Here is a 14,301-nt window from a genome sequence, read left to right as displayed (position 1 = left end):
AGAATCCCGAGGCGGGCGGCGTGTGCGCCGCCCGCCTCGTTTCCGAACCGCCCGTACGGCCTGCCCCTGCCGTAGGGCCCGCTCCTGTACGGCCGCTCCTGTACGGCCGCTCCCGTACGGCCTACGCGAAGCGCTGGTTCGCGGAGTCGTCGCACCTCTGGAGTCGGAGGCGGTCCTTCGCCGACCCCAGCGTCAGGCAGAGGTCGCTCGCCGCCGCCGGGCGGATCGTGCCGCCGGACTGCCTGAACTGCTGGTTGGCGCCGCCGTGGCAGTTCCACAGCACGACGTCCGTGCCCGCCTCGTAGCGGCCCCCGGAGACGTCCAGGCACCGGTCGTGGGTGAGTTCGGAGCGGATGGACCCGCGCCCGGTCTCGTACCACCAGCCCTGGTTGCGGCCGCCGTGGCAGTCGTAGCCGGTCACCGCCGCGCCGTTGCCGGTCCTCGCGCCGGAGATGTCGACGCACGCGCCGGTGCCCGCGTTCTTCAAGGGTGTGAACCGGTCGTCCCACGCCCCCTCGTACAGCACCGGCTTGTTCGTGCTCGCCGGGTCAGCGCAGCTCGCCTCACGCCAGTCGGTCGCGTAGAGCTGGGTCAGGCACGAGGCGAAGGCCCCGTGGCCGCGGGCGTTGGGGTGGAAGGACTGGCGCACGGAGTTGGAGTCCGGCGGCCAGGGGTTGGACAGGTCCACCCACAGCCCCCGCGCCCAGGTCTCCTCCATGCACACCTCGTGGCCGTGGAAGAGGCGGGAGTTGTCGAGATAGGTCGCGCCGGTGCGCTGGGCGACCTGCCGCATCCCGTGCTCGAAGCGGGGCACGGCGTAGTTGCGGCCCCAGACGGCGTCCGAGTCGTAGCCCGTACAACCGCCCGGGATCTTGCCCCAGTAGCCGGGGTTGTCGCGGAAGTCGGGGCCGATGGGGCTCGGGTAGCCCATGACCACGAGCTTGTAGTCGCCGTCGGCGTACCCCGCCTCGCTCATGACGGTCCTGAGGTCCCGTACGGTCCGCTCGACCTTGGGGACGAGGCCGTCGACGCGGGCCTGCCAGCCGGGCGCGTACTTGGACTCGCAGGCGCCCTGGAAGAGGAACCAGCGGGTGACGCAGTCGGTCATGACGGACCCGAACTGCAGGTCGTCGTTGGCGCCGGCGACGAGCAGGATCATCTTGATCCGGGTGTTGCGGGCCTTGACGGCCAGATTGTCGCTCTGCACGAGTTCATCGGCGTGCTGCTTGCTGCCGCCGATGCGGATGTTGTCGGTGCCGGCGCCCGAGCAGGCGACGTTGTACGTGACGTCGGCCGGGATCGCGGTGCGGTGGATGGCGGCGTCGGGCGAGCGGTGGCACCAGTTGTCGGGGCCGCTGGTGCCGGGTTCGTACGTCCCGACGCCCTCGCCGGAGATCTCGCTGTCGCCGAGCGAGATCAGGGAGGACTTGCGCTGGTCGACGGGGCGCTCAGCGGGGTCACCGTAGAGCTTCGCCGCCTCGGTCGCGCGGATCTTCTCGAGGTCGGGTGGGAGGGGTGTCGATGCCGTGGCGGTGCGGGTGGTGCCCGCGGCCGCGGCTGGTGCCGTGGCCGTGAACCCGCCGAGTGCCGCCGCGAGGGCGGCGGTGACCGCGACGCCGCATCGCACCCAGGGTCTTCCGGGTTGCATGTCGCCTCCCGTGTCTTTTGTTGTTACCCGCGGTATTTACTGGCACGGGGAGCGGCTTGGGAACATCGTGATCCGGACAAACGCTGTGCATCCCAGCGGTGCGACCCAGGAGGTGCGTGACGATGACCGACGCAGACGCGGACGACTACCGCGTCGAGCACGACTCGATGGGCGAGGTGCGGGTCCCGGCCGCCGCGAAGTGGCGTGCCCAGACCCAGCGGGCGGTGGAGAACTTCCCCGTCTCCGGGCAGCGCCTGGAGCGTGCGCACATCGAGGCGCTGGCCCGTATCAAGGCGGCCGCGGCGCAGGTGAACGCCGAACTCGGGGTGCTGGACCGGGAGCTGGCGGCCGCGGTCGTGGAGGCGGCGGAGGAGGTCGCCGGGGGCGCGTGGGACGACCAGTTCCCCGTCGACGTCTTCCAGACGGGTTCGGGCACGTCCTCCAACATGAACACCAACGAGGTCGTCGCGACGCTGGCGAGCGAGCGCCTCGGCGCCCCCGTGCATCCCAACGACCATGTCAACGCCGGCCAGTCGTCCAACGACGTCTTCCCCTCCTCCGTCCACATCGCGGCCACGGCGGCCGTGACGCATGACCTGATCCCGGCCCTGGAGCATCTGGCCGCGTCGCTGGAGCGCAAGGCGGCGGAGTTCGCCGAGGTCGTGAAGTCCGGCCGTACGCATCTGATGGACGCGACACCGGTGACGCTGGGCCAGGAGTTCGGCGGCTACGCGGCCCAGATGCGCCATGGCGTCGAGCGCCTGCGCGTCTCCCTCCCCCGGCTGGCCGAACTGCCCCTGGGCGGTACGGCGGTGGGCACCGGTATCAACACCCCGCCCGGCTTCTCCGCGGCCGTCATCGCCGAGGTCGCCCGCGCCACCGGGCTGCCGCTGACCGAGGCGCGCGACCACTTCGAGGCCCAGGGCGCCCGGGACGGACTGGTGGAGACGTCGGGCCAGCTCAGGACCGTCGCCGTCGGTCTCACGAAGATCGCCAACGATCTGCGCTGGATGGCCTCGGGGCCGCGCACCGGGTTGGCCGAGATCAACCTGCCCGATCTCCAGCCCGGTTCGTCGATCATGCCGGGCAAGGTCAACCCGGTGATCCCGGAGGCTGTGCTCATGGTGGCCGCCCAGGTCATCGGTAACGACGTCACCGTGACCACGGCCGGCGCCTCGGGCAACTTCGAACTGAACGTGATGCTCCCGGTGATGGCCAAAAACCTGCTGGAGTCCGTCCGGCTGCTCGCCAACGCCGCCCGCCTGCTGGCCGACCGCACCGTGGACGGGATCACGGCGAACGCCGACCGCGCCCGCCGGTACGCCGAGTCCTCCCCGTCCGTCGTCACCCCGCTCAACCGGTACATCGGCTACGAGGAGGCGGCGAGGGTCGCCAAGAAGTCCCTGGCCGAGGGGAAGACCATCCGCGAGGTCGTCCTGGAGTCGGGCTACGTGGACCGGGGCGATCTGACGCTCGAACAACTGGACGAGGCGCTGGACGTCTTGCGCATGACACGCCCGTAGCGCCGCCGCCACGGCCTCCGCCGGTGCCGCACCGGCGGGGGCCCGTGGCCGGTCCACGCCCCGGCGACGTCCCCCCGGCGCCTCGGGTCACGGCGCGAGCACGGCACCGGACCTAAGATCTGTCCATGACAGCGGAGACGACCGGAACGACGGGCGCGGCGGAGACCGGATCCTGGCAGCCGGGGGACCACATCCTCTGGCGCTACCGGAGCAACGGCACCGACCGTGTGCACATCTGCCGTCCCGTCACCGTCGTCGAGGACACCCCCGAGCTGCTGGCGGCCTGGATGGCGCCGGGCACGGTCTGCGTGAAGCCGGTGCTCAGCGACGGCACACCCGTGCACCGCGAGCCCCTGGCCACCCGCTACACCAAGCCGCGCTCCACCACGCTCTCGCGGTGGTTCGGCACCGGTGTGCTGAAGCTCGCACGCCCCGGCGACCCCTGGTCGGTCTGGCTGTTCTGGGAGAACGGCTGGCGTTTCAAGAACTGGTACGTGAACCTGGAGGAGCCGCTGCGGCGGTGGGCGCGCGGCGTGGACTCCGAGGATCACTTCCTGGACATCTCCGTGCACCCGGACCGCAGTTGGGAGTGGAGGGACGAGGACGAGTTCGCCCAGGCGCAGCAGGCCGGTCTGATGCACACGGCGCAGGCCGAACGGGTACGGGCGGCCGGCCGTGCGGCCATCGAACTCATCGACGCCTGGGGCTCCCCGTTCCGTGACGACTGGGAGAACTGGCGGCCGGATCCTGCCTGGCCGGTCCCGGAGCTTCCGGCGGACTGGGACAGTGGGGCGACGAGATTGCGGTCATGACGCCGCCTGCGGAAGGAATCTTCCCGATGGAGACCCTTGATGTGCCCCTGGACACCAACCGTAGGATCGTCCTCCGCAAGACTGCGCGCCGCGCGGGACCGAGACAACTCCTGAATCTCCGGAAAGGTTTGACCGTACGTCACAGTCACACGTCACACTCACTGGAGTGCTGGAGGGTGGAAAGGTGAAGTCGTGAGCGGAGACGGCTACGACGGGTACGACCGGTTACGGATCGACCGGACCGGGCAGGCAGAGGCATTCGACGCGATCGGAGACCGCTACGACGAGGCGTTCCCGCACAAGGAGGGGCAGCTCGAGTCCGGCCGCCGGCTGGCCGAGGCGCTCCCCGCGGGCTCGCGCGTCCTCGACGTCGGATGCGGCACAGGGCTGCCCACCGCGGCGCAGCTGACCGAGGCGGGGCACCGGGTCGTCGGCATCGACCTGTCGCCCACCATGGTCAAGCTCGCCCGTGACAACGTCCCGGCCGCCGAGTTCCGCGTGGCGGACCTGGCGGACCTTTCCGGTCTCGCGGACCTGTCCGACCCGGCCGACGCCACGGCCCAAGGACCCCCGGGTCCGGGCCTGTTCGACGGCATCGCGGCCTACTTCTCGCTCCTGATGCTCCCCCGCGCGGAGATCCCTTACGCCCTGCGCACACTGCACGGACTGCTGCGGCCCGACGGGCTGCTCTCCCTGTCGATGGTCGAAGCCGATGTGGACGACTTCGCAATTCCGTTCCTGGGCCGCACGATCCGGGTATCCGGTTACGTGAGGGACGAATTGCGCCAGGTCGTGCTCGATGCGGGATTCGAGGTCGCCGGGGAGGACTCGTACGCGTACGCCCCGGCCAGCACGGACGTACCGCCCGAGATCCAGCTCTTCCTCAACTGCCGACGACGCGCCTGACCTAGCGCGCCCGACGCGCAGCCCCGGACGGATGGAACCCTACGCGTGACGGAGTACCCGACCTCACACAGCGGCCGCCAGGCCGCTGCCTCAGCCGCGCCCGCGGCGGGCCAGGCCCCGCGGGCCCACGAGGATGCCCAAAGCACGGCCGCCCCCGACCCGCGCCGCGCCATGCAGCAGGCCGCGAGCGGCACCCCGGCCCCGGAGTCCGGGAGCCGGCGGCGGTCCTCGCGCCGCTCCGCGGAGCGGGACGGCACCATAGGCAGGCCCCGGCCGCCCGCCGACGGCACCGCCGCGGCGCCCGACGGCCGGGGACACAGTCCCGCGGCGAAGGACGCGCCCGCAGGACGCTCCGGGACGGATCCGGGCGGCTCGCCGCACCCGGACGAGCCGGACGCCTCGAACGCGGACCGCAATGCCGCACGGAGCGCCGCACGGCGCTCGGGCCGCGCGCAGGGTGGCGGGGCGGCGCGCCAGGAGCGCGGCGCCGGCGCCGCGTCCTCGGTGGCCAACCGGCGCAGCCGCGCGGCCGCTTCGGCCTCCGCGGCCGAGCCCTCGCAGGGAACGCCGCACCCGACCGAGGCGGAGAGCCGCCGGGCCCCGGAGCGCAAGGCCGCCACGGCGGCGTCGCGGCGCTCGGCGCGGGCGAAGGCCGGCGAGCCGAGCGGTTCGCTCGGCCACCAGCGGGCCGCGTCCGAGCCGATGACCGGCACCGCGAGCGGAGGCGGACGGTCCGAGACCGTCGCCCCGGACCCGGTCGAGCCCGTGGCGGACCGGCCGCAGGTCGAGCCCGGGACCACCTCCCGTACGGGGGACCGGCTGCGGTTCGTCGGAGCCGCCACACGCCGGATCGCGCGCGGCATCGACCTGGACGAGATCGTGCTCGGGCTGTGCCGGGCCACCGTCCCCACGTTCGCCGACGTGATCCTGGTCTACCTCCGCGATCCGCTGCCCGTGGGTGACGAGCGTCCGGTCGCCCCGGTCGTCCTCCGGCTGCGGCGCACCGACCGGATCCCCGAGGAGCAGGACACGGACGGCGGCAGGATGCCGTCGCTCAATCTGCAGACCGAGTTCCCGCAGGCCGCCGAGCTGGCGGAGGTGCGGCCCGGCGGGCCGCTCGCCGAAGTCCTGCGCGGTGTGCGGCCGGTGTTCGGCGACTCGGCCGCGGCCCGTGCCGCGCTGCCCGAACTGCTCGGCCCGCACCACGCGATCCCGGACCACCAGCGGGCGATCCTCGCGCCGCTGCGCGGCCGCCGCCGGGTCATCGGTGCCGCGGTCTTCTTCCGGCGCCCGGAGCGTCCGGCGTTCGAGGGGGACGACCTGCTGGTCGCCGCCCAGCTCGCCACGCACACGGCGCTGGGCGTGGACAAGGCGGTGCTGTACGGCCGTGAGGCGTACATCGCGGACGCGCTGCAGCGCACCATGCTGCCGGAGACGCTGCCGCAGCCCACGGGCGTACGTCTGGCCAGCCGTTACCTCCCGGCCGCGGAGACGGCGCGGGTGGGCGGCGACTGGTACGACGCGATCCCGCTGCCCGGCAGCCGCGTCGCGCTCGTCGTCGGTGACGTCATGGGCCACTCCATGACCTCCGCGGCGATCATGGGCCAGCTGCGGACGACCGCCCAGACCCTGGCCGGGCTCGACCTGCCGCCGCAGGAGGTGCTGCACCACCTCGACGAGCAGGCGCAGCGGCTCGGCAGCGACCGGATGGCGACCTGCCTCTACGCGGTCTACGACCCGGTGGCGCACCGCATCATGGTGGCCAACGCCGGCCATCCGCCGCCCGTCCTGCTGCATCTGGGCGGCCGGGCCGAGGTGCTGCGCGTGCCGCCGGGAGCGCCGATCGGCGTCGGCGGGGTCGACTTCGAGGCCGTCGAGCTGGACGCCCCGGCCGGCGCCACGCTGCTGCTCTACACCGACGGGCTCGTCGAGTCCCGGATGCGCGACGTCTGGACCGGGATAGAACAGCTCCGCGAGAAGCTGACGGCGACGGCCCGGCTCACCGGGCCGGACCACCCGCCGCCGCTGGAGCCGCTCTGCGACGAGGTGCTCGACATGCTCGGCCCGGGCGACCGGGACGACGACATAGCGCTGCTGGCCGCCCGGTTCGACGGGATCGCGCCGAGCGACGTCGCGTACTGGTTCCTGGACCCGACGGAGCAGGCGCCGGGCAAGGCACGCCGGCTGGCGCGGCGGGCGCTGGACCGCTGGGGCCTCGCAGACCTCAGCGACTCCGTCGAGCTGCTCATCAGCGAGGTGGTGACCAACGCCGTGCGGTACGCCGAGCGGCCCATCACCCTGCGCCTGCTGCGGACGGACGTGCTGCGCTGCGAGGTCGGCGACGACGTACCGCAGTTGCCGCGGCTGCGCCAGGCCCGGCCGTCCGACGAGGGCGGGCGCGGGCTGTATCTGGTCAACAAGCTGGCCCGGCGCTGGGGCGCCACCCGGCTGAGCACCGGCAAGGTGGTGTGGTTCGAACTGGGCAGCCCGCCCCGGAGCTGAGAGAGGGCCGGCCGTCAGGGCCGGCCCCATCTCCGGGCTCCTCGCCCCGGGCCGTCGCGGTGTCTGCGCTCATGACCGCGGCGGCCCGGTCGTATGTCCGCCCCCGGCGATCGGGTGGTGGGCGTGGGCGTGACGGGGCGCCTTCTCCGCGTCTCGTGACGTGTACGACATTCAGCTGTGGACACTCGGTCCGGGTGGTTGCCGACGCGACGTCGGCGGAGTTGACTGCGAAGCGGACATAAGGGCATAAATCCTACGCACTGCGAGGCGCACCCATGACCGAGTCCACCCGGTACCCGTACACGACGAACAACGCCGGCGTCCCCGTCGGGAGCGACGAGCACTCGCTCACCGTCGGCGACACCGGACCGATCCTGCTGCACGACCACTATCTGATCGAGAAGATGGCCCAGTTCAACCGCGAACGGGTCCCCGAGCGGGTGGTGCACGCCAAGGGCAGTGGCGCGTACGGCGTCTTCACCGTGACAAGCGACGTCAGCCAGTTCACATCGGCGGACCTGTTCCAGCCGGGCAGGACCACCGAGATGCTGGCCCGGTTCTCCACGGTCGCCGGTGAGCAGGGCAGCCCCGACACCTGGCGCGACCCGCGCGGCTTCGCGCTGAAGTTCTACACCGAGGTCGGCAACTACGACCTCGTCGGCAACAACACCCCGGTCTTCTTCGTCCGCGACCCGATGAAGTTCCAGGACTTCATCCGCAGCCAGAAGCGCCGCCCGGACAGCGGGGTGCGCGACCACGACATGCAGTGGGACTTCTGGACCCTGTCGCCGGAGTCGGCCCACATGGTCACCTGGCTGATGGGCGACCGCGGCATCCCGAGGACGTACCGCCACATGAACGGCTACGGCTCGCACACCTACATGTGGACCAACGCCGGCGGCGAGCGCTTCTGGATCAAGTACCACATCAAGACCGACCAGGGCATGGAATTCCTCACCCAGTCCGAGGCCGACGCCCTCGCGGGCGAGGACGGCGACGCGCACCGGCGCGACCTCTTCGACTCCATCGCCCGCGGCGACGCCCCGTCCTGGACGATGTACGTCCAGGTCATGCCGTTCGACGACGCGGCGGACTACCGCTTCAACCCGTTCGACCTGACGAAGGTGTGGCCGCACGGCGACTACCCGCTCATCGAGGTCGGCCGGATGACGCTCAACCGGAACCCCGAGGACTTCTTCGTCCACATCGAGCAGTCCGCGTTCGAGCCGTCCAACCTGGTGCCCGGCATCAGCGTCTCGCCGGACAAGATGCTGCTCGGCCGGATCTTCTCCTACGCGGACACCCACCGCTACCGGATCGGCCCCAACTACGCCCAGCTCCCGCCCAACCGGCCGCACGCGCCCGTGCACTCCTACGCCAAGGACGGGCCGATGCGCTACGAGCCGGGCCGGGTCGGCGCGGTCTACGCCCCCAACTCGTACGGCGGCCCGGCCGCGGACACCACGCGCTTCGGCGACCCCGCGGGCTGGCACACGGCGGGCGAGATGGTGCGCGAGGCGTACCGGCTGCACCGCGAGGACGACGACTGGGGCCAGGCGGGCACGATGGTCCGCAGCGTGCTGGACGACGCGGCGCGGGACCGGCTCGTCTCCAACATCTCCGGCCACCTGAAGGACGGTGTGAGCCGGCCCGTCCTGCAGCGGGCCGTTCAGTACTGGCGCAATGTCGACAAGAACCTCGGCGACCGCGTCAACAAGCAGGTCAACGGCGGCTGATCCGGCTCCGCGGCGATCCGCGGCCGACAACCGGGGGCGCCCGGGGCTTTCAAGCCCCGGGCGCCCCCGGCCCGCGTCACTCCTGCAAGGACTGCGGCGGCGGGTCGTCGCCGTCACCCGGGCCCGGCGGTTCCGACGGGCGGGGGGTCGGCTTCGGCGGACGCGGGCTCTCCGGCGGCGGGCTCGACGGCGTGCTCGGCGACGGGTCGTCAGGCGAGGGGTCGCTGGGCGACGGCTCGTCCGGGGACTCCGACCCTTGCGAGGTGGAGGGATCAGGATCGGGCTCGGGGTCGGTCGTGCCGGAGGGGACGGAGGGGGGCGGGGTGATGGCGGCGCCCTGGTCGGTGTCCAGGTCGAACTTCACAGGGTCCTTCCCCTGCAGCGCGCCCGTGGTGTACGCGGCCCATACCTTCGCCGGGTAGCTGCCGCCGTCGACGCGACCGCCGCCGCCCGTGCCCTTGAGCGTGACGTGCCGGCCGCCCTTCGACTCACCGAACAGGCCCACGGAGGTCACCAGGTCAGGGGTGTAGCCGGTGAACCAGGCGGACTTGTTGTCGTCCGAAGTACCGGTCTTGCCCGCGATCTTCAGCCCGGCCGAGCGCGCGGCCGAACCCGTACCGTCCTCGACGACGCCGGTCAGCACCGAGGTGACGGTGTCCGCGGTCGCCCGGTCGACGACCTGCTCCTGCTCGGGCTCCGGCAGGTCGGCCTTCTCGTCGCCGCGCTCGGCGGACTTCACCACGCGCGGGGTGACCTTCTTGCCGTGGTTGTCGAGGGTCGCGTAGACGCCTGCCATGTCGAGCGGGCTCGCGCCCATGACGCCCAGCGACATGGAGGGGCGGACGACGAAGCCGCCCGCCTTGTCGTTCATGCCGAGGCCTGCCGCGGTGTCCTTGACCTCCTGGAGACCGACGTCCACACCCATCTGCGCGAAGACGGAGTTGATGGACTTGTTCATGGCCCGCTGGACGGTCACCGGACCGTAGTCCACGTCGTCCTCGTTCGGCGGGGCGAACGGGGTGGGGCTGCCCTTGACGGGGCGTTTGCTCGTGCCGTCGTACATGGTGTTGGCGGCGATGGGGATGCCGTCCTGGGTCTTGGCCTTCTGCTCCAGGGCCGCCGCCAGAACGAGCGGCTTGAAGGTGGACGCCGCCTGGTAGTCGTTGCGCGTGGCGTTGCTGATCTGGTGCTTCACGAAGTCCTGGCCGCCGTACAACGCGAGCACCCGGCCGTTCTTCGGGTCGACCGACGCGGCCCCGGGCTGGACGTGGCGGTCGGCCTTCCGCTTCCCCGGATCGAGGTCCTTCAGGAGACTGGTCTTGACGGCCTTCTCCAGGGACCGCTGCTTCTTCCGGTCGATGTTGAGGGTGATGTCCCAGCCGCCACCGGCCTCGAGTTCCGTCTGGTCGACGCCGGAGGCGAGCAACTCGTTCTTCGCTGCCTGGACGAGATAGCCGGCCTGGCCCTCGAGTCCCGGGGCGGGCTTGGGGGCGACCGGCTCGGGGAACTTGACGCCGTCGCGCTTGCCGCGGTCCATCCAGTCCATATCGACCATGTTGTCCAGGACGTAGTTCCACCGCTGGAGGACCCGGGTGCGGACGGACGCGTCGGACTTGGCGTTGGTCCAGTCGTACTGGTTCGGGGCCTGGAGCAGCGCGGCGAGGTAGGCGCCCTGAGGGGCGGTCAGGTCCTGGGAGTCGACGCCGTAGTAGGCGCGCGCGGCGGCCTGGATGCCGTACGCGCCGCGCCCGAAGTAGCTGGTGTTGAGGTAGCCCTCGAGGATCTCGTCCTTGGACTTCCGCTGGTCGACCTTGAGCGAGATGATCAGCTCCTTGGCCTTCCGGGTGACCGTCTGCTCCTGCGACAGGAAGTAGTTCTTGACGTACTGCTGGGTGATCGTCGAGCCACCCTGCTTGCCCTTGCCGGTGACGGTGTTGATCAGGCCGCGTGCGGTGCCCTTCACATCGACGCCGCTGTCGCTGTAGAAGGTCTTGTTCTCGGCGGCGACGAAGGCGTGCTGGACGTCCAGCGGGACCTTGGTCAGCTTGACGGACTCCCGGTTGACCTCGCCGCGGCGGGCGATGACCGTGCCGTCGCTGTACCGGTAGGTGTTGCTCTGTGCCTGGGCCAGGGGATTGGCGCTGCCGGGTACGTCGACGTAGAAATACAGCGCCATGAAGGCGCCGATGAAGAGGGCGCTGACGGTGAGGAAGCTGCCGAGCAGTTTCCTCCAGGTGAAGAAGCGGCGTATGCCGCTTCTGGACCTCGCGCGGCGTGCGCCGCGTCCCCGCGCCCGACGCGCATCAGCTCGTCCCATTTCCGTCAAAGCTCCAGTTTCCGTCGCGCCACAAAACCCGACGACGCTAACACCGCAACTCGGGTGAAACATCAATCGATCTCGGTTTTTCGGGCGTGACAATCAGCACCCGCTCATAGGAACTGACATGTGAACCGCCCGGAGGGTTGCCTCAGCAGCGTATTGTGATATCACTTTGCTAAGGAGGCACGGAGCCGTCCGCGCCGCACCAGACGAGACGGGGGATGTCATGTCCGACGCACCGCAGATGCCGAAACCACAGGTCCGCGAGGTCGCGGCGCGCGACATCGGCGGCGGGCTCGCCCTGCTGCTGGGGCTCATCGGGCTGATCGCCGGAGCCGGAACGGTCATCGCCGGCGCCGCCGTCTCCAGCGACGGCACGCCCGCGGTCGGCGTCCCGCTGATCGTCCTCGGGGTCGTGATCGGCATCACCTCGCTCTTCGCGATGAGCGGGCTGAACATGGTGGCGCCGGGCGAGGCCCGCGTCGTCCAGCTCTTCGGGCGCTACGTGGGGACGATCCGCACCGACGGCCTGCGCTGGGTGAACCCGCTGACCTCACGGGAGAAGATCTCCACCCGGGTCCGCAACCACGAGACCCCCGTCCTCAAGGTCAACGACGCGTACGGCAACCCGATCGAGCTCGCCGCCGTCGTCGTCTGGAAGGTCGAGGACACCGCACAGGCGGTCTTCGAGGTGGACGACTTCCTGGAGTTCGTCTCCACCCAGACCGAGGCCGCCGTCCGGCACATCGCGATCGAGTACCCCTACGACGCCCACGACGAGGACGACCTGTCCCTGCGCGGCAACGCCGAGGAGATCACCGAGAAGCTCGCCATAGAGCTGGCCGCCCGCGTCGAGGCCGCCGGCGTACGGATCGTGGAGTCCCGCTTCACGCACCTCGCGTACGCGCCCGAGATCGCCTCGGCCATGCTCCAGCGGCAGCAGGCGGGGGCGGTCGTGGCCGCCCGGCGCCAGATCGTGGACGGCGCGGTCGGGATGGTCGAGGCGGCGCTGGCCCGGATGACCGAGCACGAGCTGGTGGAGCTGGACGAGGAGCGCAAGGCCGCGATGGTCAGCAATCTGATGGTGGTGCTGTGCGGCGACCGGGCCGCCCAGCCCGTCCTCAATACGGGCACGCTCTACCAGTGACGGGCCTTCAGTGACCGACGAGGGACTCCCCCGCGACACCGGGGGCGGCGACGGGCACCGGAAGCGGCGGCCGCAGCAGCGCAAGCAGGTGCTGCTGCGGCTGGACCCGGCCGTGCACGACGCGATCGCGCGCTGGGCGGAGTCCGAACTGCGCAGCACCAACGCCCAGATCGAGTACCTGCTGCGCCTGGCGCTGGCCGAGACCGGCCGGCTGCCCCGCGGGGCGGGGCCGATGCCGCGGCGCGGCCGGCCGCCGAAGGGCACCGGCGCGGAGGCCGGCGGGGACGCGGAGCGGGGCCCCGGGCCCCGGCCCGAGTAGCGCACCCCGGGCGGGTCCGCCGCCCGGGGCTCCGGCCTGCCGGACGCCCGGGATCGCGCCCGCTCACCCGTCGGCGCCACGCTTGATGCCGGACACCTCCCACACCCCCTTGACCTGCGGAAACGAACTATTCCGCCCGTCTATACACTGCACGTATACGCATGGTGTAGAGTCACCGTCATGTCCATTGGCCACACCCTGCTCGGACTCCTGGAGTCCGGCCCCCGCCACGGTTACGACCTGAAGCGCGCGTTCGACGAACGCTTCGGTCACGATCGCCCGCTGCACTACGGGCAGGTCTACTCGACCATGTCGCGCCTGCTGAAGAACGGACTCGTCGAAGTCGACGGCATCGAGGCCGGCGGAGGTCCCGAGCGGAAGCGGTACGCGATCACCGACGCCGGGATCACCGACGTCGAGCAGTGGCTCGCACAGCCCGAGAAGCCCGAGCCGTATCTGCAGTCCACGCTCTACACCAAGGTCGTGCTCGCCCTGCTGACCGGCCGGAGAGCCGCGGACCTGCTGGACACCCAGCGCTCCGAGCACCTGCGGCTGATGCGGGAGCTGACCCGCCGCAAGTCCTCCGGCGACATCGCCGACCAGCTCATCTGCGACCACGCCCTGTTCCATCTCGAAGCGGACCTGCGGTGGCTGGAGCTGACCGCCGCCCGACTCGACCAGCTCGCGAAGGAGGTCCGTTCGTGACCCCCACCGGTGCCCTGCTCTCCGCCTCCGCCCTCCGCAAGGCGTACGGCCCCACACCCGCCCTCGACGGCGCCGACTTCGGCATCCACCCGGGCGAGGTCGTCGCCGTCATGGGCCCGTCCGGCTCGGGCAAGTCGACGCTGCTGCACTGCCTGGCGGGGATCGTCCGGCCCGACTCGGGTTCGGTCCATTTCCGCGGCCGTGAGCTGTCCGCCATGTCGGACGCCGAGCGGAGCGCGCTGCGCCGGGGCGAGTTCGGCTTCGTGTTCCAGTTCGGCCAGCTCGTCCCCGAGCTGACCTGTGTGGAGAACGTCGCCCTGCCGCTCCGCCTCAACGGCGTGAAGCGCAAGGAGGCCGAGGCCCGTGCGCTGACGTGGCTCGAGCGGCTGGAGGTCGGCGATGTGCGGGCCAAGCGCCCCGGCGAGGTCTCCGGCGGCCAGGGCCAGCGGGTCGCGGTCGCCCGTTCCCTGGTCACCGAGCCGAGCGTGCTCTTCGCGGACGAGCCCACGGGCGCCCTGGACTCCCTCAACGGCGAGCGCGTGATGCAGCTCCTCACGGAAGCCGCGCGGACCACACGCGCCGCGGTCGTCCTCGTCACCCACGAGGCACGCGTCGCCGCGTACTCCGACCGCGAGGTCGTCGTACGGGACGGCCGCGCGCGGGACATGGCGGCCGTCGGATGA

General features: G+C 71.4%; 11 protein-coding genes. 9 read left to right on the top strand and 2 right to left on the bottom strand.

Annotation, left to right across the window (positions count from 1 at the left end):
* Positions 1 to 121 precede the first annotated feature (121 nt).
* Positions 122 to 1,648 (bottom strand): ricin-type beta-trefoil lectin domain protein, encoded by a 1,527-nt coding sequence (locus tag ABZ822_RS13490; protein ID WP_360851738.1) that lies wholly within the window; start codon positions 1,646 to 1,648, stop codon positions 122 to 124.
* 122 nt (positions 1,649 to 1,770) lie between these two features.
* Between ABZ822_RS13490 and ABZ822_RS13485 the strand changes: the two genes are divergently transcribed.
* The 5 genes from ABZ822_RS13485 (at position 1,771) to ABZ822_RS13465 (ending at position 9,127) form a co-directional block, all read left to right on the top strand.
* Positions 1,771 to 3,171 carry a class II fumarate hydratase gene (locus ABZ822_RS13485; RefSeq protein ID WP_360851735.1) on the top strand — a complete coding sequence of 467 codons (1,401 nt, stop codon included), beginning with the start codon at positions 1,771 to 1,773 and terminating at the stop codon, positions 3,169 to 3,171.
* 125 nt (positions 3,172 to 3,296) lie between these two features.
* Positions 3,297 to 3,983 (top strand): DUF402 domain-containing protein, encoded by a 687-nt coding sequence (locus ABZ822_RS13480; RefSeq protein ID WP_360851732.1) that lies wholly within the window; start codon positions 3,297 to 3,299, stop codon positions 3,981 to 3,983.
* A gap of 192 nt (positions 3,984 to 4,175) precedes the next feature.
* Positions 4,176 to 4,889, top strand: coding sequence for a class I SAM-dependent methyltransferase (locus ABZ822_RS13475; protein ID WP_360851729.1), 714 nt, complete (start codon positions 4,176 to 4,178; stop codon positions 4,887 to 4,889).
* A 504-nt stretch (positions 4,890 to 5,393) separates the two neighbouring features.
* Positions 5,394 to 7,391 carry a SpoIIE family protein phosphatase gene (locus tag ABZ822_RS13470; protein ID WP_360852417.1) on the top strand — a complete coding sequence of 666 codons (1,998 nt, stop codon included), beginning with the start codon at positions 5,394 to 5,396 and terminating at the stop codon, positions 7,389 to 7,391.
* 275 nt (positions 7,392 to 7,666) lie between these two features.
* Positions 7,667 to 9,127 carry a catalase gene (locus tag ABZ822_RS13465; RefSeq protein WP_360851727.1) on the top strand — a complete coding sequence of 487 codons (1,461 nt, stop codon included), beginning with the start codon at positions 7,667 to 7,669 and terminating at the stop codon, positions 9,125 to 9,127.
* A 76-nt stretch (positions 9,128 to 9,203) separates the two neighbouring features.
* On the opposite strand, the gene ABZ822_RS13460 is transcribed toward ABZ822_RS13465, so the two are convergent.
* Complete coding sequence (locus ABZ822_RS13460; RefSeq protein ID WP_360851724.1) at positions 9,204 to 11,444, bottom strand: transglycosylase domain-containing protein; 2,241 nt, start codon at positions 11,442 to 11,444, stop codon at positions 9,204 to 9,206.
* A 229-nt stretch (positions 11,445 to 11,673) separates the two neighbouring features.
* On the opposite strand from ABZ822_RS13460, the gene ABZ822_RS13455 reads away from it, so the two are divergent.
* From ABZ822_RS13455 to ABZ822_RS13440, 4 genes are all read left to right on the top strand, one after another.
* Entirely contained in the window at positions 11,674 to 12,594 is a 921-nt protein-coding gene (locus ABZ822_RS13455) for an SPFH domain-containing protein (RefSeq protein WP_360851721.1), read from the top strand.
* A gap of 10 nt (positions 12,595 to 12,604) precedes the next feature.
* Positions 12,605 to 12,913, top strand: coding sequence for a hypothetical protein (locus ABZ822_RS13450; RefSeq protein WP_360851718.1), 309 nt, complete (start codon positions 12,605 to 12,607; stop codon positions 12,911 to 12,913).
* Positions 12,914 to 13,093: 180 nt separating this feature from the next.
* Entirely contained in the window at positions 13,094 to 13,618 is a 525-nt protein-coding gene (locus ABZ822_RS13445; RefSeq protein ID WP_360851715.1) for a PadR family transcriptional regulator, read from the top strand.
* Positions 13,615 to 14,301, top strand: coding sequence for an ABC transporter ATP-binding protein (locus ABZ822_RS13440; RefSeq protein WP_360851712.1), 687 nt, complete (start codon positions 13,615 to 13,617; stop codon positions 14,299 to 14,301). The genes ABZ822_RS13445 and ABZ822_RS13440 overlap by 4 nt, the downstream gene beginning before the upstream one ends.

Source organism: Streptomyces sp. NPDC047108, from assembly GCF_040643575.1.
GTDB lineage: Bacteria > Actinomycetota > Actinomycetes > Streptomycetales > Streptomycetaceae > Streptomyces.
Note: the sequence above shows the minus strand (reverse complement) of the source record. Positions and strands in the feature narration are given on the sequence as shown.